Below are 20635 nucleotides of genomic sequence, written 5' to 3'. Positions count from 1 at the left end.
CCAACTGTATTGTGGTGGCATGCAGCGGGACGACGACGCGATGCCGGACATCGCCGACGTGACGATGGTCGACGTCCTGCGGGCGGTCGCCGACCCGATCCGGCTGCGCATCGTGCAGACGCTCGCCGACGGCCGGCCGCACGGGAAGTGCGGCGAACACTGGGACTTCGGCGTCCACAAGTCGACGATGACCCACCACTTCCGCACCCTGCGCGAGGCGGGCCTGACCCGCACGGTGGTGACCGGCCGCACGCACACGATCGAACTGCGCCGGGCCGAGCTGGAGTCGCGCTTCCCGGGTTTGATCGCCGCGCTGACCACCGCAGACCTGGCCTAGGAGGGCTTCCGCTTGCCGGACCGCCTCGCCCCGGCCGAAGCGCTCGCCCATGTCGTCCAGGCGTCCTCGCACGTTGATTTTCGTCAACGTTGACGACAATCCCGGCGCCAGTCAACGTTGACGAAAAACGTGCAGAACAGTCGACGTAGACGACTGTGGTGCAGAGAACTCAACGTTGACGACCGTCGTGCACGGGCGTCCACGTTGACGACCGTCGTGCACGAGCGTCCACGTTGACGGCTGTCAGGCACCAGCGTCGGCGTGGACGGTCGCCGCACTGGGGTAGAACCGAAGAGCCGGTTACTCGATCGGCGTGAGCGGCATCCGATCCAACAGCATGTGGACGACCATGCGGAGCTTGTCGGGCTCCGCCACCTCGCGCAGGGCGTGCAGGGACGCCACGCTCACGTCGAACAATGCGACCGTGCCCGTGCCCGTGCCCGTGCCCGCGTCGGCGGCGGCGGCGGCGGTGGCGGTGGCGGTGGCGCGCGGGGCGAACCAGATGTGGCAGCGGTACGAGTCCGGGGTGTGGCGCAGCGCCGGAGCCAGGAACACCGTCGTGTCCGGTGCGACCTGCCGCTCCAGCGCCGCCCGCGAGCTCCACCGGGCGCTCAGCCGAAGCCGCTCCGCCTCCCGCTGCAGGGCCAGGAGCTCCTCGAACGTCGCCACCCGCAAGGTGAAGTCGGGGTCGCGCGCCGACACGACGTGGGCGCGCGGGAGGGGTTCGGCACAGAAGGTACAAGTGAAGTCGTTGTCTTTGACGACATTGAGCTCAGTGCAGGCCGGGCATCGGCGGAACGTCAGCTCGTCGGTGAACCGGCCCGGGTGGGGCAGGCCCGCGCGGTCCAGCGCCGCCGCCACCGCCGGCCAGGAGGTGGCATCCGGGCAGTAGCCCGTCGACTGGTTGCTGATCGCTGCGACCTGCCAGCCCGCCGCGGTGCGCGCGAACGTCACCTCGCCCGCGCTGCGGACGGGTGCGCGGCCCGCGCAGGCGACGTGTTCGGTGTGGCGCGGCGCCAGCAGGAGGCAGCCGGTGGCGTCCACGACGTAGGTGTGCGGCTCGTCGCGGGTCTGCCCGGCGATCCAGGCGTCGAACGCGGCGCGGTCCGGGATCGCCGCCCCGGCCGGCCGCGAAGGTGCCGCGACGAGCAGGTCGGGCGGACCGGCGTACGAGTACATCAGCCCGGCACGACGGCGCTCAGGGCGTCCGGGTCGTCGGACGGGTCCGTGTCCACGGCGGGCAGCAGAGTCACCGTCGCGCCCGGGCGGATCGCGGCGCGTACCGCGGCCATGTCGGCGCCCGGTTCCAGGACGTGCCAGTGCCGCTCGTCGTCGACGACCTCGAGGAGGGCGAGCGATGCCGGAGCCGACGACACGCGGGCGGCCACCTCCGACCACCACGAGTCGTCCGCCGGCGGGGGCGGGACCTTGATGGCCGCCGCCCGCTTCGACAGCTCCAGCAGGGTCATCCGCGGCTCGCCGCCGCGCGGGACGGCGGCCACGCCCGAGCGCAGCAGCGCCGCGTGGATGCGGCCCCGCACGCGCCACACGGCGACGCCCAGCACCACGGCCAGCAGCAGCCGCGCCACCAGGATCGGGATCATCCAGCGCAGCCGGACGTCGAAGTCGTGGGTGGCCATGAGGTCGGCGGTGGGCAGGACGCCGCCGGCGATGACGGTGGCCGCCACGCCGACCTGGAAGGCGACCAGGAAGCCGGAGCGCAGCACGTCGCCGCGCTCCTCGCGGAGTTCGTCGACGGTGCGGGCGGCCAGCAGGCGCCAGGCCAGGGCGGCCAGCAGGAGGCCGATGAACAGCACGACCTCACCGACGCCGAGGCCCTGGCCCGATTTCAGCACGTCGAGGGCGGGCGCGGGCAGTGCGGCCCTGACCCGCACGACGGCGGCCAGGTCCAGTGCGGTGACCACGACGTAGACGGCGGCCACGACGGCGAGGACCCAGCCGGCGTACTCCACCCGAGCCGCCACCCCACCCGCCGCGCGGCGAAACGGGGCCGAAGCGGGCGCGGTGCTCACACCCACCACCCGTTGGCCACGGCCTTCAGCTCCGTCGCGCGTTCCACGTCGTCGGTCAGGATGCCCCAGCGGTCGCCGGCCACGAGCGCGCCCGACAGGCCCTGCATCTGGGCCATGAACATCAGCGGGCGCTGCTCGTCGAACCAGTGGTCGCGCTGGGTGTTGGTCTCGAACGTGACCACGACGACGTCGTAGCCACTCTCCTTGCAGCCCAGCGCCTCGTACGCGCCCGTCACGCGTACGGGCACCGGGTCGGGGCAGCCGGCCAGGGTCGCGAGCCTGGTCGCCGACGGCGGGGCGCCGGTCGAGGCGTGGTCCGCGCCGATGGCGTAGGCGGTGATCGCCGCGATCGCCACCAGCGACCAGAGGAGACGCTGCAGGGGCACGCGCGCACTGTACAGGCGGCGCAACCGCTGTGGTGTCCCAAGGCGGGCCCGGTGGACGTGGTGTGACGACGGGCTGGAACCGCTAGGGGATGAGGGCCACCTTGCCGCCGGGGTGGCCGCCGCGGACCAGCTCGATCGCGGCCATGGCCTCGGTCAGCGGGAACGTCCGGGCCATCGGCACGAGCAGCCGTCCCTCGCCGGCCCAGTCGAGCAGCCGGGCCCGGACGCTGTCGCGGTAGGCGGCGCTCTCCGGCAGGTTCCCCGCCACCGCTTTGATGCCGACGGCCCGCGAGCGGTCGGAGGCGACGATGGTGACGGCCCGCGCCGGGTTGGGCAGCAGCTGCTCGACAGAATCGATGGCCTCGCCGGTACCGACAGTGTCGATCACCGCCGCGATGCCCTCCGGCGCCGCCGCCCGCACCCGGTCCAGCAGTCCGGGACCGTACTCGACCGCCTGCGCCCCGGCGCGGCGGAGGAGCTCGAAGTTGTGGGCACTGGAGGTACCGATGACGGTGGCGCCTTTCAGGCGAGCCTGCTGCAGGACGCTGATGCCGACCGCTCCGGACGCACCGTGCACGAGCACCGTCTCGCCCGGCGAGACCCGGGTGACGTGCAGGCACTCCGCCGCCGTCGTGCCGGCCAGCAGCAGGTTGGCGGCGGCCGGGAAGTCGACGGCGTCGGGCTTGGCGAACACGTCCTTGGCCGGCACCGTGACCTGTGAGGCCCAGCCGCCGCGGATGCGGAACGCCACGACGGCGTCGCCGACCGCCCCGCCGCCGGAGGCGATCTCGGTGCCCGGCCCGATCGCGGCGAGCACGCCCGCGACCTCGTAGCCGATCGGCAGCGGCGGCTCCTGGCCCCGGTGGACCGCGATGTGCTTGTAGTCGGCCGGGTTCACGCCCGCCGCCCGCACGTCGATCGTCACCTCGCCCGCCGCGGGCGGCCTGACCTCGGCCTCGACGAGCTCCAGCACCTCGGGTCCGCCGAACTGCGGCGCGATCCACTGCAGAGCCATGCTCACTCCCCCATCAAACCGGCGCGGCGCAGGATGGGCATTACCCCCTCGCCGAAGTGGTATGCCTCCTCCAGGTGCGGCTGCCCGGAGAGGATGAAGTGGTCGATGCCCAGGGCATGGTACTCGCGGATCCGCTCGGCGACCTCCGCGTGGCTGCCCACCAGCGCGGTGCCGGCCCCGCCGCGGACCAGGCCGTAGCCGGCCCAGACGTTCGGGTACACCTCGAGCTTGTCCCGCCGTCCGCCGTGCAGCGCCGCCATCCGCTGCTGCCCGACCGACTCGCCCTGGGCGAACTGGCCCTGCACGACCGCCACCCGGTCCTGGTCGATCCGTTGCAGCAGCCGGTCCGCCTCGGCCCACGCCAGTTCGCTGGTGTCCCGGCTCAGGACGTGGAAGCGGATGCCGTACCGCAGCGTGCGCCCGGCCTCCGCCGCCAGCTTGCGCATCCGCTCGAGCCGCTCGGCGATCTGCGGCGGCGTCTCGCCCCACGCCAGGTAGGTGTCGACGTGGCGGGCCGCGACCCGCTCGGCGGCCGGACTGGCCCCACCGAAGAAGATCGGCGGCGGCTCGTGCGGCGCGAAGTCGATCTTCGCCCGCTCGATGCGATAGTGCTCGCCGGTGAAGTCGAAGGGCTCTCGGGCGACGTTGTTCAACACTGCAAGGAATTCGCCGGTACGGGCATAGCGCTGGTCGTGGTCGAGATGGTCGCCGAAGCGCCGCTGCTCGACCGGGTCGCCGCCGGTGACGATGTTGAGCAGCAGCCGGCCGCCGGAGATCCGCTGGAACGTGGCCGCCTGGTGCGCGGCGAGCGTCGGCGTGATCAGGCCGGGCCGGAACGCCACGAGGAACTTGAGCCGCTGGGTGACCTGGGTGAGCGCGGCGGTGGTGATCCAGGCGTCCTCGCACCAGGTGCCGGTCGGGGTGAGCACCGCCTCGAACCCCAGCTGCTCGGCGGAGCGCGCGATCTGGCCGAGGTATTCGATGCCGGGGCGGCGGAACCCGTCGGCGACCGCGCCGAGGGTCGTCTGCGAGCCGTCGCCGGAGCCGACGATGTCCCGGCTGTCGCCGTTGGTCGGCAGGAACCAGTGCAGGTGGATACCCATGGGCCGAATTATCCACTTGCCCCACTGATTTAGTCGACAACTCCGCTCGCGGATCTTGGATGGCTGTCGTAGGCTCGCCGCTCGTGAGCATTGATTACGCAGCTGAGACCCCCGAGACGGTGGAGCCGGCCGAGGAGCCGGGCGCCGCGCCGTCGATCATCTACACCGCGTACTTCTCCGCCGTCGACGAGCTCGTCGAGCACGTCCGCGCGGCCGAGACGCTGAACCTGGGCTTCCGGGTCGAGTCGTACCTGGTCACGCCGGAGGACGCGCCCGACACCAACCAGGTCGAGTTCGAGTTCACCCTGCTCAGCGAGCAGCCGGTCCGCGACGAAGAGCGGGACTGACCGACCGGCCGGCCCAGCCCTGCTCGACGCTGGGCCGGCTCACCGCGCCGCCGCCTGACGGACCATCCGGTCGGCGTTCTCCCACCGCTCGCCCGTGCCCTGAATGACGTCGCTGGACAGGGTCAGCAGCTGGGTGACCATGCCCTCGCCGTACACCCCGAGCCCCCAGTGCGTCGCCTGCCCGGCCAGCCGCGCCACCTCCAGCGCCGCCGCCCGGACGACCCCGAACTGCTCGCCGCGCCGCCCGGCCCGCTGCGCCCCGCGGATCGTCACCGCCAGCCCGGCCACCGCGCCCAGCAGCGGCTCCGGCATCGGCTCGGCCCGGCGCAGCCCGTCGGTCGCCCAGCGGGCCAGCTCCCGGCACTCCAGCACGACGGTGTCGACGTGATCGACCGCGTGCCGGTACCGCTCCACGTCCCGCCGCCGCTTCCACCGCGCCGGCGCGATCGTCACCACCTCCTCGGCCCCGACCATCGCCTCGTGCATCCGGACCAGGTCCGGCTCGGTGGCCCGCAGCCGGTCGAGGGCCCGCGCGGCGAGGCCGGCATCGCGCTCGGCGATCGCCTGGGCCACGTTGTCCAGCTCGCCGGCGACCGTGTCGATGACCGGAGCGGCCGCCCGGTCCAGCACGCGCATCGGGTTCACCGGCAGCAGCAGCCCGACGACGACCAGCCCCACCACGCCGCCGACCGCCGCCTCCTCGATCCGCCGCCACTGCACGGACGGCACCGCCGGCCACAGCGTGGCGATGAGCACCGCCGAGCTGCCCGCCTGCGCGACGAGCGCGCTGCTGCTGCCGACCGCGAAGAGCGACAGCCCGACCGCGAGCGCGACGACCAGCCCGGTCTGCCACGGCCCGAACCCGATCAGCCACAGCAGCGCGTCGCTGACGAGAATGCCGCCGGCCACCCCGACGAGCAGCTCCACGGTGCGTCGCGCCCGCTGCCCCAGCGCGGCCACGATCGTGCCGACCGCCGCGGTGGGCGCGAACACCGGCGTCGCCACGTCGAGCAGCCGGTGCGCCACCTCCCACGAGATCGCCGCGGCCAGCCCGCACTGCCCGGCGATGACGGCGATGATCTCCAGCTGCCGCAGCCGCACCCGGCCGGCCTCGAACCACACACCGCTCGCTACCCGGGCCGCCGGGCTTTAGGCGAGGCTGCGCACGCCTGCCCCCTTCAGGTGACACCACACGTCGAGGGTCAGCTTCGGCTCGGCCGTCCGCGGGTCGAAGCCGATGCGGTGCCGCGCCCCGTCGGTCAGCGTCAGCTCGACCTCGTACGGGCCGGTGAAGGCCATCGCGGCGTACTGCATCGGCGGTGCGTCGTTGAACTCCGCCCGCGCGCACAGCAGCGGCCGCTGCGACTCGCGCGTGTCCCACCCCGCGGGGCGCACCACCTTGACCTCCTGCCGCTCCCCCAGCCCGTCACCGCTTTTCACCACGACGATCTGGTACCGCCCGTCGGTCGAACTCCCCACCACCGTGCGCTTGCCCGGCTCGTCGAACAGCCAGGCCACGCCGGCAGCGCCCAGCACCACCACGGCGAGCAGCAGCCGCCACCTCGCCCGGCGCAGCAGGAGCAGGCCCACCCCGAGCGGCAGCAGCCACAGCGCCCACTCCCCGATCTGGCGCAGCCGCACCAGGTTCCACGGGTTCCACCACCCGGCGAGCGCGACGACCAACAGGACCATGACGAACCCGCCCGAGGCGGTGAACAAGCGACGCATGCCAGCCATGGTCGGGGCCGTACCGCGCCCCGCGCCTCCAAGATCGCGCATGCGACAACCGCCGGAACGGATGCATCGCGGCGCTGTCGGATCCCTTGCTGCGCCTCGCGTAACCGGCGCTCCCGCGGGTAGAGCCGCGCCATGACCCAGACCATGGCCCCGTCGTTCGAGGGCGTGCACCACATCGGGCTCACCGTGCGGGACCTCGGCAAGAGCGTCGAGTGGTACAAGAAGGTGTTCCGCGGCGACCTGGTCAACGGCAAGCTCCCGCACTACGGCAGGGAGTGGACCGGCTTCGCCGAACTCGTCGTCGAGCCCCGCTCCGGCCTCGCCATCGGCCTGCACCACAACACCAACAACCTGGGCGAGGAGATGGACGAGGCGCACACCGGCCTCGACCACCTGTCCCTGCGCGTCGAGGGCCGCCAGGGCCTGCAGGAGTGGGCCGACTGGCTGGACAGCCTGGGCATCGCCCACTCCGGCATCCAGAGCGTCAAGGAGCCGTTCGTGTACTCCACGCTGGTCTTCCGCGACCTCGACAACAACCAGCTGGAGTTCATCGCCCTGGATACCTGAGTCGAGGAGCGCCGGCACGCATCCGGTCGACTTCGGCTGAGGGTTACCGGCTCAGCAGGAGCAGCAGCCGCGCGCGGCGGCGCTTGCGGTCGGACTGCTCCTGCTCCTGCTGCTGGGCCACCACCGCGGCGATCGGGACCGTCGTGCCCGGGATGTGCATGCCCGGGATGTGGCCGGCGGGGTTCATGACGCCGCCGGGCGTTTGAACCAGAAGCACCGTTCGACGGTGTACGCCCGGTCGTGGTACGTCTCGTTCGCCGCCTGGTAGGTGTAGACGGCGTTGAGGTCGCTCGGGGTGCCGACCAGTTCCCAGCCCTCGCTGCCGAGGTCGTTGAGCGTCGCGGTGACGCTGTCCAGGATGCCCAGGTCGTGCCAGGAGGTCGTGCCCGGCAGGCCCAGCAGGCCGTGGAACTCGTACGGGTTCTTGCCGGGGTCACAGGTCAGTTGCAGGCGGGCGTACTCCCACGTCGTTCGCATCCGACCAACGTACGAAGCGATGATCGACCGCGGAATCGGCCGGACCGGCGTCAGGCGTCGTACCGCAGGCCATGGCCGAAGCGGAAGGTCGGTACCGTCTGATGCGTGCCAGAGCCGAGTCCCGCGGGAGAAGGCCGCCGGGGCCGGGGCCGCCCCCCGCGGATCTCCCGCGAGCGGATCGTGGCGGCGGCCCGGGAGCTCGACCCCGAGGTGCTGACCATGCGGGCCGTGGCCGAGCGGCTGGGCGTGGACCGCAAGGCGCTCAACTACCACGTGAGCGACCGCGACGGGCTGCTCGAACTCGTCGCGATCGACGTCCTGCAGGCCGAGATGCGGCAGGTCGCGCTGCCGGCCGGGGACTGGCGGGCCGCGGTGCGCCGCTTCGCCCGGGCCATGCGCGACGGCATGGCCCGCACCGGCGCGCTGTTCGACCACGTGAAGATGCCGATCGCCGGCGGCCGCAGCGCCCTCGACCCCGCCGAGCGCCTGCTGGGCATCCTGATCGGGGCGGGCTTCCGGCCCGAGGACGCGACCCGGGTCCTCACCCTCGTCGCCGGGCTGATCGTCTCCTCCGCCCGCGACCTCGTGCTGGCCGAGCGCCATGGCGTCCACCCGCAGGTCGCCGAGATCCAGCGGCTGCTCGGCGACGAGCCCGCCGGCGAGCTGCCCTGGCTGCGCCGCAGCGTGGCCGCCGGGCCGGCCCAGCTCTCCGGCGACCAGCTCGACTTCGACCTCGACGTCATCCTGGCGGGCCTGGCCGCGCTGCTCGACCGCCCGGCCGAACCCCGCTGAGCCGGCCACCACGCCGTGCCGCGCGGACGCATCTGAACTGTGCGTGACGAACTGGTGAGCGGCGATATTTCTCCTTGGAGCCACGGCGCCGGGCATCGATGATGGACGGCGTGACCCAGGTGGCACCGGGGATTCCGGCTGACACAGTCGGTTCCCTCGCGCGGCCGGTCGCGGTGGTCGAGGCCACCCTGCGCTGCGTCGAGCTGGACCTGCGCTTCCGCGGCGACCCTTCGCTACCGTGCGTAGCCGTGATGTATCTCGACGGCGGGCTCGGGCTGATCAGCCGCGAGCGGTTCGGGCAGCTGATGTCGGGGCCGTTCGGGTACGGCCGCGCGCTGTGGGAGAAGACGCCCGTCGGGCGGACCGCCGACCCGGCCCCGATGATCGTCGACGAGCACGCCCTCGTCGTGGACGTCTGCGAGCAGGTGAGCCGGCGCGACCGGGTGCGCCGCTACGACGACGTGCTGGTCCGCCGGGGCGACGGGCGGCTGGCGCGGGTGTCGGCGGCGCGGCTGTACGAGGCCCTCGCCGACCTGATGGCCCTGCAGGCCGTCGTCGACCCGCTCAGCGGCCTGGCCAACCGGGCCCGCTTCCTCAACCGGCTCGCCACCGCCTGCCGCGACGCCGCCCACCCCGGCGTCGCCGTGGTCTTCATCGACCTGGACCGCATGAAGCAGGTCAACGACACGCTCGGGCACGCCGCCGGCGACCGGCTCATCGTCTCGGCCGCGCACCGCCTCGCCGCCGCGGCCACCGACGACGACGTCGTGGCCCGCCTCGGCGGGGACGAGTTCGCGGTGCTGACCCGGGTCGTCGGCGGGTACCAGCCGGAGCTGTCCGCGGCCGCGCTCGGCGAACGCTTCCGGCTCGCCATCGCCACCGCCGACGCGTCGCTGCCCGCGGGCGCGCACAGCTCGGCCAGCGTCGGGGTGGCGATCGGGGCCGCCGGGGCCGACCCGGAGACGCTGCTGCGCGAGGCGGACGCGGCGATGTACCGGGCCAAGCAGGCGGGCGGCGACAAGGTCCGGGTGGTCGTCGACGCGGGCGCCGCGGCCGCGCCCCGCCCGGGCGCCGGCGACGGGCTGCTGGCCGCCATCGACCGCGGCGAGCTGCGCCTGTTCTACCAGCCGATCGTCGGCGTCGACGACGGCCGGGTGTGGGCGGTCGAGGCGCTCATCCGCTGGCAGCACCCGCAGCACGGGCTGCTGACCCCGGGCCGTTTCCTGGCCGACGCGGCCCGGGCCGGGCAGACGCCGGCGGTGGACCGCTGGGTGCTGGAGCGGGCGTGCGCCGACCTGGCCGCCTGGGACCGGGTCCTCGGCGACAGCGCGCCCCGCAGCGTCAACGTGAACCTGACCGTCGAGACGCTGCGCGGCCCCGGCCTGGCCGGCGACGTGCTCGGCGCGATCCGGCGGGCCGGGCTGGAGCCGGAGCGGATCCGGGTGGAGCTGCCGGAGTCGGCGGACCTGGCGCAACTGCAGGAGGCGGTACGGCAGCTCGGCGAACTGCGCGAGCACGGCGTCGGGATCGTCCTGGACGACATGGGCGCGGGCTCGGCCACCCTGCGCCACCTCTCGGCGCTGCCGGTCTCCGGCATCAAGATCGACCGCTCGTTCGTCGCCGGCATGCTCGACAACCGCAACGACCACGCCGTGGTGAAGCTGCTGGGCGAGCTGGGCCGCAGCACCGGCGTCGGCGTGACCGCCGAGGGCATCGAGGACGACGAGCAGCTGGCGGCACTGCGGGAGCTGCGGGTGCCGTACGCGCAGGGCTACCACCTCGGCCTGCCCGCACCCGCCGACCACCTCACCGCCCTGCTGCGCACCGGCCGCCCGCGCGGCGTGGCGGCGGTGCCGCTGGCGGCGCTCCCGGCGCCGCCGGCCGTTCCCGTCGAGGCCGGCCGGCACCGCGTCTGAGCCCTCGCGGACGCCTGAACATTACAGCCGGGAAACGCATCGAAGCACACCGTAAGGGACGTGCCTCGTGCAATCCACGCCGGGCAAAATGTAACGTCGGCGTTCCCGATGGGTAGGAGGCGCCCATGTCCGGCGATGTCGCTCCATGCAAGTGAACGCCGACCAGCTCGTCCTCCTCCTGGCCGAGCGGGATTACCTCTACGGGAGCGGCACCTTGACGCTCCGGGTCAGCGCCGTCGAACGCGACGCGCCCATCACCTACGACCACGAGCTGTGGTACTACGTGCACGGTATGCAGCTGGGCTTCGACGGCCGTGAGGTCGGCGACCGCATGGTCGTCGTGCGCGGCCGGCGGCTCGTCGGCACCGGCGCCCTCAACTGACCCCTCCGGCCCGCCGCCCCGCCTCGATGGGGTGATCATGGCTGGGTGAGCAGACTGCAACGGGTGCGCCTGGCCCTGGTGCTCGGATCGCTCAGCGGCTTCGCCCCGCTCACGATCGACATGTACCTCCCGGCGATGCCCGGCATGGCGCGTGACCTGCACACCAGCGCACCGGTCGTGCAGCTGTCGCTCACCGTGTTCGTGGTCGGGCTGGCGGTCGGTCAGGTCCTGGTCGGCCCGCTGTCCGACTCCTGGGGCCGGCGGCGACCGCTGCTGGGCGGGCTGCTGCTGTACGTGCTCGGCTCCATCGGCTGCGCGCTCGCCCCGAACGCCGGCCTGCTCATCGCCGCCCGCGCCGTCGAGTCCCTCGGCGCCGCGGCCGGCGTGGTGCTGGCCCGCGCGATCGTCCGGGACCTGTTCGAGGGCCCGGCCATGGCCCGGTTCTTCTCCACCATCATGCTCGTCAACGGCGTGGCACCGATCCTGGCCCCGGTCGCCGGCGGCCAGTTGCTCACCGTCGCCTCCTGGCGGGCCGTGTTCGTGGTGCTCGCCGCGATCGGCGCGATCCTGATCGGCGCGGTCCGGCTCGCGCTGCCGGAGTCCCTGCCCGCCGAGCGCCGCCGCCCGGCCCACCTCGGCACCACCCTGCGGTCCATGGGCGCGCTACTCGTCGACCGCTCGTACCTGCGGTACGTCCTCGCCGCCGCGCTCATGTTCGCCGCCGTCTTCGCCTACATCTCCGGCTCGTCGTTCGTCCTGCAGAACGGGTACGGCCTGAGCGCCCAGCAGTTCAGCCTCGTCTTCGGCGCCAACGGCCTCGGCATCGTCGTCCTCGCGCAGGTGAACGCCTTCCTGATCGGCCGCGGCGCCCCCGCGCACACCCTGCTGCGATCGGCGCTCCTGGTCGCCGTGGCGGCCGCGGCCGGTGTCCTGGTGTGTACGGCCACCGGCGCCCCGCTGCCGCTGCTGCTCGGCTGCCTGTTCGCGGTCGTGTCGATGCTCGGCGTCGTCCTGGCCGACGCCACCTCCCTGGCCCTGGGCCCGCACGGCGCCAACGCCGGCGCCGCCTCGTCGCTCCAGGGCCTGCTGCAGTTCCTGGTCGGCGGCGCGGCCACGTCGGTGATGGGCCTGGCCGGCCCGGGCTCGGCGGTCGCCATGGGCGCCACCATGTTCGTGTGCGCCGCTACAGCGCTCGCCACCCTGCGCCTCCTACGCTGAGCGCATGCTGTCCATCCGCGCCGCCGAGCCGGGCGACCTGACGGCGGTGGCCGCCATCTACGCGCACTACGTCACCGAAACCGTCGTCACCTTCGACGATGAGCCCCCACCCCTCGACGCCTGGCAGACCCGGCTTTCCGACCTCTCCGCGCGCGGCCTGCCGTTCCTGGTCGGCGAGGTCGACGGCACCGTCGTGGGGTATGCGTTCGCGGGCCCGTGGAAGCCGAAGCCCGCGTACCGGCACACGGTCGAGAACTCGGTGTACCTGGCCCCCGGGTGGGGCGGCCGCGGCCACGGCACGCAACTGCTGCAGGCTTTGCTCGACGACTGCCCCAAGGCGGGCGTGCGCCAGGTGATCGCGGTCATCGCCGACACCGGCAGCGACGCCTCGGCCGCCCTGCACCGGCGGCTGGGCTTCACCGAGGCGGGCCGGCTGACGGGGGTCGGCCGCAAACACGGCCGCTGGATCGACACCGTCCTCATGCAGCGCGCGCTCGGCTGACCACGGCGGCGGCTGATCGGAAACTTTCAGTACTAAAAGCAGGTCGCAAGCGGTGTGCGGCGGGTGTGGATTGACGGCGGGCGTGGGGCCGGAGCCACGATGCGCACCATGACAGCAAGAACGAGAAGGGCCGTCGGCGGGGCCGTCGCGCTGGTCGCCGCTGCGGCCACCGTGATCGTCGCCGTCACGCTCAATGCGGGGACCGCGTCCGCCGGTACCGGGACCGGGTATCTGCATACCAACGGTAACAAGATTGTCGACTCGACCGGGGCCACGGTCAGGCTCACCGGGATCAACTGGTTCGGCATGGAGACCGACAACCACACCTTCCACGGGCTGTGGGCGGGGAAGCCGGCCAGCTGGACGCAGCAGATCGATCACATGGCGCAGCTCGGGTTCAACACGATCCGGGTGCCGTACACCGGGGACTCGCTGCGCTCGGGTGCGACCGCCACGAGTATCAACACCGACACCAACCCGGATCTCATCGGGCTGTCGCCGTTGCAGATTCTCGACAAGGTGGTCAACTACGCCGGGGGCAAGGGGATGCGCATCATCCTCGACCGGCACCGGCCGACCGCCGCCGGGCAGACCGCGCTGTGGTACACCGCCGCGGCCAGCGAGGCGAGTGAGATCGCCGACTGGAAGAGCCTCGCGTCGCGGTACGCGAACAACCCGACGGTGATCGGCGCCGACCTGTTCAACGAGCCGCACGCCGAGGGCAACGAGCCCAACGGGACCGGCTCCTGCTGGGGCTGCGGCGACACCGCCAAGGACTGGCGGCTCGCGGCCGAGCGGATCGGCAACGCGATCCTCGGGACGAACTCGAACTGGCTGATCTTCGTCGAGGGGGTCAGCTGCGACGGCAACGGCGGCTCGCCGAACCCGTACGACAACGTGCCCGACGACCCGATGGCGTGCGACTGGTGGGGTGGCAACCTGTCGAAGGCGGGCACCTACCCGGTCCGGCTCAACGTGGCCAACCGGCTGGTGTACTCCGCGCACGACTACGGCATCTCGGTGTACGACCGGCAGCCGTGGTTCAACGACCCCAACTTCCCGAACAACCTGCCCGACGTCTGGGATCACTTCTGGGGCTACCTGTACAAGCAGAACATCGCCCCGGTCCTGGTCGGCGAGTTCGGCAGCACGCTGCAGAACCCGCTGGACACCCAGTGGCTGAACAAGCTGATGGCGTACATGGGCACCGGTACCAACGGGATCTCGTTCACCTACTGGTCCTGGAACCCGGACTCGGGCGACACCGGCGGCATCGTCGGCGACGACTGGAACACCGTCAACCAGGCCAAGATGAACATCATCGGCCCCTACCTGAACCCGCCGGTCGGCGGCGGCCCGACCTCGCAGCCGCCGGTCAGCTCCCGCCCGCCGACCAGTTCGCAGCCGCCGCGCAGCTCGCAGCCGCCGACCAGTTCCTCGCCGCCGCCGGCCGGTGGGGCGTGCACGGCGACCTACGCGGTCACCAGCCAGTGGCCGGGCTCGCCGGGCGGGTTCCAGGGCGCGGTGACGGTGAAGGCCGGCAACGCGGGCATCACCAAGTGGACGGTCAAGTGGACGTTCGCGAACGGCCAGACGGTCACCCAGCTGTGGAACGGCACCCTGAGCACGTCGGGTTCCGCGGTGACGGTGACGAACGCCGCCTACAACGGCACCATCCCGGCCAACGGGTCGACCGATTTCGGCTTCACCGGTACGTGGAGCGGCACCAACGCCACGCCCACGCTCACCTGCACCGCGTAACGCACGAAAGGGGGCCCGGTCGCGCCGGGCCCCCTCGCACCACTCAGGTCAGCGAGCGCTCCGCATCCGCCGGCAGGTCCTCGACGCCGACGCGCACGGCCTGTTCGTGCCGGCGGCGGGCCGAGGGCAGGATCAGCGCGGCGACGATGCCGATCACGGCCACCCCGGTGCAGAGCCAGAAGCCCTTGGTGAACGCCGAGTCGGTCGGCAGGCCCCGGGCGGTCGTGTTGGAGGCGATCACGGCCGCGATCACCGCCGTACCGATGCTGGATCCGATGGTCCTGGCGATCGCGTTGACGCTCGCCGCCTCGCCCGTATGGGTCGCCGGGACGCTCTCGATGATGGCGTTGGACATCGCGGCGAACGCGAGGCCGATGCCGGCCCCGGTGAACAGGCCGGAGACCAGGATCTGCCAGATCTCGCCGTGGCCCACCGCGGGCAGGGCGAAGGCCGCGGTCACCGCGATCGCGCCGAGCGTCATCGGCACCTTCGGGCCGAAGCGCCGGTCGAGCAGCCCCGCGAGCGGGCCGAACACGAGCATCATGAGCACCGTCGGGAGCAGGAACAGACCCGCCTCGGAGACCGACTTGCCGAAGCCGTAGCCGGTCGCGGCCGGGAGCTCCAGCAGGGTGGGCACGAGCACGAACGTGCCGAACATCGCGAAACCGAAGATGAGGGCGACGAGGTTGGTCGCCCACACCCCGCGCAGGGCCATCAGCCGCATGTCGACCAGCGGCTCGCGGACCCGCAGTTCGACCACGACGAACACGGCGAGCAGCACGACGCCGGCGAGCAGCAGGCCGAGGGTCGAGCCGCTGGTCCAGCCCCACTCGCGGCCCTTGGAGATGGCCAGCAGCAGGGACACCAGGGAGACCGAGAGGATCGCGGCGCCGAGCACGTCGAGGCGGCCGGGCGCGCGGACCGGCGACTCGGGGACGCCGAAGAACACGCCGAGCAGCGCGATGCCGACCACCACCAGCGGCAGCCAGAACAGCCAGTGCCAGGACAGGTGGTCGACGATCGGGCCGGCCGCGACGATGCCGACGCCGGCCCCGATGCCGAAGATGGCCGAGAGCAGGCCGACGGTGACGCCGACGCGCTCGCGGGGCAGCTCGTCGCGGACGATGCCGATCGACAGCGGCATGATCGCGCCGGCCGCGCCCTGCAGTGCGCGGGCCACGATCAGGGTGGCGAGGTTCGGGGCGAGCGCGGCCAGGAGGGTACCCGCGGCCAGGATCAGCAGCACCACCAGCATCACGCGGCGCTTGCCCACCATGTCGCCGAGGCGGCCCAGGATCGGCGTGAGGACCGAGGCCGACAGCAGGTACGCGGTGAGAATCCAGCTGATGTCGCCCGTCGAGGCGTGCAGGTCCTGCGCGATGATCGGCAGCGCGGGCGCGACGAGCGACTGCAGCACCGCGAACGCCAGGCCGCCCAGCGACAGGAACAGCACCACGAGGGTGCTGTTGGAATGCCGGCCGGTGCGCACCGACTCCGTGACGGTAGTGGTCACGAGTACCTCTCATAATGTAAACGACTGTTGACTTTGACCGTAGACGGAGATCCACGGCCAAGTCAACAGCGGTTTACATCACACCCCGTCAGCGGCGGCGCGTCCCCGCGTCCGCGTACCGCAGGAGCGCCCCGACGCCGCCTTCGACCGGCAACTCGTCGCCCGCCGCGAACACCAGGTCGGCGTCCGAGCACGCGATCGCCCGCACGAGGGCCGCGTCGGCCCGCACCCGGCGGGTGTCACGGACACCCATGGCCTGCAGCTCGGCCCGGTCGAAGGACAGCTGGGACGGTTCCGGCCCGATCCACAGCTCCGCGTTCGAGGTCGGGTCGTCCACGAGCACCACGGTCCCGACCTGCCCGCGCTGCAGGGCCGTCACCACCGCCGGCAGCCCGTCGCCCGCGGCGGCGCCCCGCCCCCGCTGGCTCTGGTAGCGGTCCAGGACGTCCCGCACCCGCTCCGCGGCGCGATCCGCGATCGCCTGCACCGTGGCGTCCTCGAGGACGGCCTCGCCGGTGGTGCCGCTGGTCTCCACGACCCGCCCCCGCCAGTGCTCCGGCAGCTGCGCGATGAGCATCGGCCGGGCCTGCGGATCCCCGGCCACCAGCACGATCTCGGCCCCGCAGCGCTCCGCGGCATCGGCCACCGCCGCGGCCACCGTCCCGGCGTTGCGCTCCCAGGTGACCTGGGCCGCCCGCTGGTACCGCGGCTGCGACCACCCGCCCGGCTTGACCCGGTGCAGCGGCCACTGCTCGGCCCCCTCCACGTGCTCGGAGTGCACGAGCTGGGCGGCGTCCACGGCCTCGAGGTCGCCGCCGGTGCGGTCCACGAGCACCCGCACGTACGGGATCGACTCCCCCATCTGCGCGAGCAGCGGCATGGCGTGCGGCAGCGGCCCGTACGCGGCGATGTCCCGGCGCGGCGGCGCGGGCAGCACCCGCAGCATCGCCACCTCGCCGTCGGTGGCGAAGGCGGCCAGGCCGTACAGCCCGTCCTCCTCCGTGTGCCCGAGCAGCGCGCGCTCGAGCGCGTCGAGGTTCTCCGGTTCGCACAGGGCCCGTTCGAGGGTCGTGCGGGCCGCCCGCCAGCGCCGCTCCACGGTGCCGGCCGGGTCTTCGTTGTTGCGCGTCCCGTCGAGGTAGACCGACGCCCACGGCCCGGGACGCTCGTACAACGGGCGCAGGAAGGAGACGTTCATGCCGTCGCGACTACCCCCTTTGCCGGGAAAGAACCGTTTCACGCGTTAGGTGGCTTGCGCCCGGGGTAAGCACACCTCATGTCACCTGAGGAACGGGCCGATCGCGAGGCCGACGAGGAGGCCGCCGCCGAGACCTGGCGCAACGGCGGGCCGACGACGACCGGCGGCGTGCGCACCACGACCGGCTCCAGCGCGGGCCCCGGCGGTGCCGGCCGCGCCCCGCACCGGGCCCCCAACCCGGGCGCCGCCCCGACGACCACCGGGGACGCGACGACCGGCGGCATGCGCTCCCCGGCCCAGGGCTCCACCAGCGACGCCAGCGGCCCCGCGGCCGAGACGGGCGACTTCGCCGACGAATAGACCGCCGCCACCGTTGACATGGAACGATATTCCAAATACGAATATCGAGCATGTTCACCATGCGACGGATGGCCGCAGTCCTGGCCTCCGTGGCGGTCGTGGTGGGACTCCTCGCGTCCCCGGCCGCCGCGGTCAGCCAGTTGCAGAAGCTCTACCAGGAGCCCGGCTCGTTCGAGGCCCGGTTCCCCGACATCGTCAAGCTCGACGACGGCCGGTTGATGGCCGTCTGGTACCGCGCGACGGGCCACACCGGCCCCGACGGCACGGTCCAGCTCTCCTTCGGCGCCCAGAGCGGCACGGCCTGGGACGCGCCGCACCCCGCGCTCGCCCACCCGGCCACCATGGCCGGCAAGGACATGCGCGACCCGAAGCTCGGCAAGATGCACGACGGCAGCGTGGTGCTGACGTTCTTCGTGCCGAGTGACGGGGTGTACTACTCGGTCTGGAAGCCGGGCTGGACGACCTTCACCGACCCGGTGAAGCTGCCCGTCCCCGCCCAGATCCAGGGCAGCGCGCTCGCCGCGCACGGCGGCATGCTCGCCCTCGACGACCAGGGCGGCCAGACCAGCCAGGTGCTGATCCCGGTCTACAACAACACCGGCGCGTGGTTCATCCGGGCCACCTGGCGCCCGGTCTCCGACCCGCGGCTGCTCGTCGCCGACGCGTTCCAGCTCGCCGCCACCGCGACCACGCCCGACGCGAACGGCTTCTACGAGACGTACACCGAGCCGAGCTTCGTGCAGGTCGGCGGCGTCGTCATCGCCGCCGTCCGGCGGGAGCTGAACAACAACTCTTCCACCAACCCGATCTCGAACGGCCAGCCGGTCAAGATCATGAAGTGGAACCCGTACACCTTCACCGGCACCGGGAGCTACTACGACGTGCAGTGGCTCAGCGGCGTGTGGGCGAGCTCCCACCACCTGCTCAAGGTCTCGGGCCCGAGCGGCGACCGGGTGCTGTTCACGTTCGGGGACAAGGCGGTGACGGCCCGCCCGACCTACGGCGTGCTCATCCAGAACCCGCTCGCGCTGTGGCCCTCCACGCCGAAGAAGGTGCTGATCTACAACTCCGGCTCGTCGGACCAGGCCAACCCGTCCAGCGTCGAGACCTCCAGCGGCACCTACTTCACGCTGGCGTACAACGCGAAGCCCAAGAGCACCACCGAGGGCAACGGCATGTCGCCCAACGGCGGCTCCCTCTGGGTCATGCAGAGCTCCGCGTCCGAATACTGAGCACCTGCCACCCCGCGCGGCGCGGCGGGTCGTCGCGCGGCTCGGTCGGGTACTGCCAGCCCTGGTTGGTCCCGAAGAACAGGTGCTCGTCCCCGACCGGGAGGACGCCCCGGATCCCCCAGTTGCACGCGTTGTTGAACCCGGTGGTCGTCAGCGGCCGGGCGGGACTGTCGGCGTCGTCGAAGACCCACACCTGCCCGGCCGTGCGGCGGTCGCGGAACACCAGCCGCGCGGCCAGCTCCCGCCACAGCGCGGTCTCCACGGCCGGCACGGGCCGTCCCAGCACCTGGGTGAGCACGCCGGTCTCCGGGTTCAGCGTGATGTCCCGCAGCACCTTCTCCGTGTTGAACGTACCGACGTACAGCTTGCCCCGGAACACGCCCGCGCCCCAGCCGACGTAGTCGTTGAACCGGTTGCCGAAGCCGCCCGCGCCGAACTTCGGATCCTGGTGCAGCAGGTTGTCCCGCTGCGTCCACTCCCCCGTGTCCGGCTCGTAGCACCAGTACCTCCGCTCGCCGTAGAGCAGCTCGACCTGCTGGTTCAGGGCCCCGGGATCCTTGATCCGGTACACCACGCCGCCGGGCGAGCTGCGCAGGTACGCCAGCGCCAGCTCCGGCACCGTCCCGCGCGGGATCTCCGGGTACGCCGCGAGGTGGTGGGTGAGCGCGGGCGCCACCGACGGGATGCCGAACGTGGCGTACACCCAGCCCTCGTAGGAGGTGACCGCGAAGGACACCATCGCGTCGGCGGTCAGCGGGTCCGGGAACAGCTGGGCCGCGCTGAACACCAGCCGCCAGCCGTGCACGGACTTCGGGCCGAGCTCGTGCAGCGGCGGGCTGAGATAGACGCCGGCCGGCTCGGTGCTGCCGGTGGCCCGCCAGGTGCCCGTGACGATCCGGTTCTCGTGGACGGTGAAGTAGCTGGGCTGGTTGCCGAGCCGCCCGACCTCCTCGCACCGGAAGGGGTGTTTGACGGTACCGGTGAAGCGCTGAACGCTCCCGCCCGCTCCCCCGGCGAGCCCCACGCCGAAGTAGAGCTGCCCGCCGGCGACGACGAAGTTCTTGATGTTGTCCCAGTCCTCGAAGCGCCGCCAGCCCAGGAACGTCCCGTCGACGTGATAGGCCAGCAGCAGCACGGTGCCGCCCGCCTGCGCGCCCGCCGTCAGGCTGGTCTCGATCCCGCCGAGCAGCACCACGTCGCCGATCGAGCCGGCCGCCCGCACCCCGGCCAGCCCCGCGAAGCCGGGACACTCCTCCTCGGTCGGCGTCCGCTCGACGGTCGTGCCGCTGCCGATGTCGTACTGCCAGATCTGCGCCGCCACCACATCGCCCGCGACACCCTCGGCGGGGCCCACCCCGTGCGTGGCGTTGAAGGACTCGGCGAACTCGCAGGTGACGTTGTCCGGGTCGTCCCACGGCCGGACCGGCACCCCGAGCCCGGCCCCGGCGAACTCGGACGCCAGCGTGGCCATCCCGCCGCCGGTGGCGTTGGAGGCGGTGCCCCACCACAGGTGCCGCTGGGCCTCGTCGGCGGTGAACGCCCACACGTACCCCTGCGTGGTCTGCGCCCGCCCGCCGTCCGGGGCGCTCGCGCCGTCGTCGATCGGGCTGGTGGGCCGGCCCATCCCGAACCACCACCGGTCCGGCCGGGCCTGCGCGGCGACCGTCACCCCCTGGCGGCGGTCCTCGCCGGGGATCGATGGCCGCCGGCCGAGCATCGTGGCAAGCATGCGGCCGGGTCTACCCGGCGGGGTGGCGTC

The 20635-nt window shown here is 72.6% G+C and carries 23 protein-coding genes; 11 read left to right on the top strand and 12 right to left on the bottom strand.

Annotated elements, in window-relative coordinates:
* Positions 1-19 precede the first annotated feature (19 nt).
* Positions 20-337, top strand: a complete 318-nt coding sequence (locus ACQP00_RS23060) for an ArsR/SmtB family transcription factor (RefSeq protein WP_433222289.1) — start codon at positions 20-22, stop codon at positions 335-337.
* A 300-nt stretch (positions 338-637) separates the two neighbouring features.
* On the opposite strand, the gene ACQP00_RS23055 is transcribed toward ACQP00_RS23060, so the two are convergent.
* The 5 genes from ACQP00_RS23055 to ACQP00_RS23035 form a co-directional block, all read right to left on the bottom strand.
* Entirely contained in the window at positions 638-1516 is an 879-nt protein-coding gene (locus ACQP00_RS23055) for a hypothetical protein (protein WP_433222287.1), read from the bottom strand.
* On the bottom strand, positions 1516-2370 hold the full coding sequence (locus ACQP00_RS23050) for a hypothetical protein (protein WP_433222285.1): 855 nt from the start codon (positions 2368-2370) through the stop codon (positions 1516-1518). The genes ACQP00_RS23055 and ACQP00_RS23050 overlap by 1 nt, the downstream gene beginning before the upstream one ends.
* The gene (locus ACQP00_RS23045; RefSeq protein WP_433222284.1) at positions 2367-2756 is read right to left on the bottom strand and encodes a hypothetical protein; all 390 of its coding nucleotides are present in this window, start codon (positions 2754-2756) and stop codon (positions 2367-2369) included. Before ACQP00_RS23045 ends, ACQP00_RS23050 begins: the two co-directional genes overlap by 4 nt.
* 82 nt (positions 2757-2838) lie before the next feature.
* Entirely contained in the window at positions 2839-3771 is a 933-nt protein-coding gene (locus tag ACQP00_RS23040) for a quinone oxidoreductase family protein (protein ID WP_433222282.1), read from the bottom strand.
* A gap of 2 nt (positions 3772-3773) precedes the next feature.
* A complete protein-coding gene (locus ACQP00_RS23035) occupies positions 3774-4874 on the bottom strand; it encodes an LLM class flavin-dependent oxidoreductase (protein ID WP_433222280.1) in 1101 nt (366 codons plus the stop codon).
* A gap of 83 nt (positions 4875-4957) precedes the next feature.
* Between ACQP00_RS23035 and ACQP00_RS23030 the strand changes: the two genes are divergently transcribed.
* A complete protein-coding gene (locus ACQP00_RS23030; RefSeq protein WP_433222278.1) occupies positions 4958-5221 on the top strand; it encodes a hypothetical protein in 264 nt (87 codons plus the stop codon).
* A 39-nt stretch (positions 5222-5260) separates the two neighbouring features.
* Here ACQP00_RS23030 and ACQP00_RS23025 read toward each other — a convergent pair whose 3' ends face one another.
* Positions 5261-6343 carry an FUSC family protein gene (locus tag ACQP00_RS23025; RefSeq protein ID WP_433222276.1) on the bottom strand — a complete coding sequence of 361 codons (1083 nt, stop codon included), beginning with the start codon at positions 6341-6343 and terminating at the stop codon, positions 5261-5263.
* Between the two features lie 27 nt (positions 6344-6370).
* On the bottom strand, positions 6371-6949 hold the full coding sequence (locus ACQP00_RS23020; protein WP_433222274.1) for a hypothetical protein: 579 nt from the start codon (positions 6947-6949) through the stop codon (positions 6371-6373).
* Positions 6950-7090: 141 nt separating this feature from the next.
* Between ACQP00_RS23020 and ACQP00_RS23015 the strand changes: the two genes are divergently transcribed.
* Positions 7091-7525, top strand: a complete 435-nt coding sequence (locus tag ACQP00_RS23015; RefSeq protein ID WP_433222272.1) for a VOC family protein — start codon at positions 7091-7093, stop codon at positions 7523-7525.
* 43 nt (positions 7526-7568) lie between these two features.
* Here ACQP00_RS23015 and ACQP00_RS23010 read toward each other — a convergent pair whose 3' ends face one another.
* Entirely contained in the window at positions 7569-7742 is a 174-nt protein-coding gene (locus tag ACQP00_RS23010; protein ID WP_433222270.1) for a hypothetical protein, read from the bottom strand.
* Complete coding sequence (locus tag ACQP00_RS23005) at positions 7709-8002, bottom strand: hypothetical protein (protein ID WP_433222268.1); 294 nt, start codon at positions 8000-8002, stop codon at positions 7709-7711. The genes ACQP00_RS23010 and ACQP00_RS23005 overlap by 34 nt, the downstream gene beginning before the upstream one ends.
* Before the next feature lie 105 nt (positions 8003-8107).
* On the opposite strand from ACQP00_RS23005, the gene ACQP00_RS23000 reads away from it, so the two are divergent.
* From ACQP00_RS23000 to ACQP00_RS22975, 6 genes are all read left to right on the top strand, one after another.
* The gene (locus tag ACQP00_RS23000) at positions 8108-8794 is read left to right on the top strand and encodes a TetR/AcrR family transcriptional regulator C-terminal domain-containing protein (protein ID WP_433222266.1); all 687 of its coding nucleotides are present in this window, start codon (positions 8108-8110) and stop codon (positions 8792-8794) included.
* 110 nt (positions 8795-8904) lie between these two features.
* Complete coding sequence (locus ACQP00_RS22995; RefSeq protein WP_433222264.1) at positions 8905-10710, top strand: putative bifunctional diguanylate cyclase/phosphodiesterase; 1806 nt, start codon at positions 8905-8907, stop codon at positions 10708-10710.
* Positions 10711-10855: 145 nt separating this feature from the next.
* A complete protein-coding gene (locus tag ACQP00_RS22990) occupies positions 10856-11092 on the top strand; it encodes a hypothetical protein (RefSeq protein WP_433222262.1) in 237 nt (78 codons plus the stop codon).
* 45 nt (positions 11093-11137) lie between these two features.
* Positions 11138-12310, top strand: a complete 1173-nt coding sequence (locus ACQP00_RS22985; RefSeq protein ID WP_433222260.1) for a multidrug effflux MFS transporter — start codon at positions 11138-11140, stop codon at positions 12308-12310.
* Positions 12311-12314: 4 nt separating this feature from the next.
* Positions 12315-12812: an N-acetyltransferase family protein gene (locus ACQP00_RS22980; protein ID WP_433222258.1), complete on the top strand. Its 498-nt coding sequence runs from the start codon at positions 12315-12317 to the stop codon at positions 12810-12812.
* Between the two features lie 108 nt (positions 12813-12920).
* The gene (locus ACQP00_RS22975) at positions 12921-14573 is read left to right on the top strand and encodes a cellulase family glycosylhydrolase (RefSeq protein WP_433222256.1); all 1653 of its coding nucleotides are present in this window, start codon (positions 12921-12923) and stop codon (positions 14571-14573) included.
* 43 nt (positions 14574-14616) lie between these two features.
* Here the strand turns inward: ACQP00_RS22975 and ACQP00_RS22970 are convergent, their stop codons facing one another.
* Together ACQP00_RS22970 and ACQP00_RS22965 are read right to left on the bottom strand one after the other, a co-directional pair.
* Positions 14617-16086: an MFS transporter gene (locus tag ACQP00_RS22970; protein WP_433222254.1), complete on the bottom strand. Its 1470-nt coding sequence runs from the start codon at positions 16084-16086 to the stop codon at positions 14617-14619.
* 88 nt (positions 16087-16174) lie between these two features.
* Positions 16175-17284, bottom strand: a complete 1110-nt coding sequence (locus ACQP00_RS22965) for a Vms1/Ankzf1 family peptidyl-tRNA hydrolase (protein ID WP_433222252.1) — start codon at positions 17282-17284, stop codon at positions 16175-16177.
* Positions 17285-17362: 78 nt separating this feature from the next.
* Between ACQP00_RS22965 and ACQP00_RS22960 the strand changes: the two genes are divergently transcribed.
* Both ACQP00_RS22960 and ACQP00_RS22955 read left to right on the top strand, forming a co-directional pair.
* Positions 17363-17644, top strand: coding sequence for a hypothetical protein (locus tag ACQP00_RS22960; protein ID WP_433222251.1), 282 nt, complete (start codon positions 17363-17365; stop codon positions 17642-17644).
* Positions 17645-17712: 68 nt separating this feature from the next.
* Positions 17713-18876: a sialidase family protein gene (locus ACQP00_RS22955; RefSeq protein ID WP_433222249.1), complete on the top strand. Its 1164-nt coding sequence runs from the start codon at positions 17713-17715 to the stop codon at positions 18874-18876.
* Here the strand turns inward: ACQP00_RS22955 and ACQP00_RS22950 are convergent.
* The gene (locus tag ACQP00_RS22950; protein ID WP_433222247.1) at positions 18848-20605 is read right to left on the bottom strand and encodes a hypothetical protein; all 1758 of its coding nucleotides are present in this window, start codon (positions 20603-20605) and stop codon (positions 18848-18850) included. The two genes, ACQP00_RS22955 and ACQP00_RS22950, sit on opposite strands and share 29 nt — an antisense overlap.
* Positions 20606-20635 lie beyond the last annotated feature (30 nt).

The sequence above is a fragment of the Dactylosporangium sp. CS-047395 genome (genome assembly GCF_050942185.1).
GTDB lineage: Bacteria > Actinomycetota > Actinomycetes > Mycobacteriales > Micromonosporaceae > Dactylosporangium.
This window is presented reverse-complemented; position numbering and strand designations above follow the sequence as displayed.

Excerpts from the sequence above, each read along its gene's own strand:
- ACQP00_RS22960 (WP_433222251.1), top strand. The coding sequence starts at position 17,363 with ATGTCACCTGAGGAACGGGCCGATCGCGAGGCCGACGAGGAGGCCGCC.
- ACQP00_RS23020 (WP_433222274.1), bottom strand. The coding sequence starts at position 6,949 with ATGCGTCGCTTGTTCACCGCCTCGGGCGGGTTCGTCATGGTCCTGTTG.
- ACQP00_RS23040 (WP_433222282.1), bottom strand. The coding sequence starts at position 3,771 with ATGGCTCTGCAGTGGATCGCGCCGCAGTTCGGCGGACCCGAGGTGCTG.
- ACQP00_RS22955 (WP_433222249.1), top strand. The coding sequence starts at position 17,713 with ATGGCCGCAGTCCTGGCCTCCGTGGCGGTCGTGGTGGGACTCCTCGCG.
- ACQP00_RS22980 (WP_433222258.1), top strand. The coding sequence starts at position 12,315 with ATGCTGTCCATCCGCGCCGCCGAGCCGGGCGACCTGACGGCGGTGGCC.
- ACQP00_RS23005 (WP_433222268.1), bottom strand. The coding sequence starts at position 8,002 with ATGCGAACGACGTGGGAGTACGCCCGCCTGCAACTGACCTGTGACCCC.
- ACQP00_RS23035 (WP_433222280.1), bottom strand. The coding sequence starts at position 4,874 with ATGGGTATCCACCTGCACTGGTTCCTGCCGACCAACGGCGACAGCCGG.
- ACQP00_RS23055 (WP_433222287.1), bottom strand. The coding sequence starts at position 1,516 with ATGTACTCGTACGCCGGTCCGCCCGACCTGCTCGTCGCGGCACCTTCG.
- ACQP00_RS22990 (WP_433222262.1), top strand. The coding sequence starts at position 10,856 with ATGCAAGTGAACGCCGACCAGCTCGTCCTCCTCCTGGCCGAGCGGGAT.
- ACQP00_RS22965 (WP_433222252.1), bottom strand. The coding sequence starts at position 17,284 with ATGAACGTCTCCTTCCTGCGCCCGTTGTACGAGCGTCCCGGGCCGTGG.
- ACQP00_RS23060 (WP_433222289.1), top strand. The coding sequence starts at position 20 with ATGCAGCGGGACGACGACGCGATGCCGGACATCGCCGACGTGACGATG.
- ACQP00_RS22950 (WP_433222247.1), bottom strand. The coding sequence starts at position 20,605 with ATGCTTGCCACGATGCTCGGCCGGCGGCCATCGATCCCCGGCGAGGAC.
- ACQP00_RS22975 (WP_433222256.1), top strand. The coding sequence starts at position 12,921 with ATGACAGCAAGAACGAGAAGGGCCGTCGGCGGGGCCGTCGCGCTGGTC.
- ACQP00_RS23015 (WP_433222272.1), top strand. The coding sequence starts at position 7,091 with ATGACCCAGACCATGGCCCCGTCGTTCGAGGGCGTGCACCACATCGGG.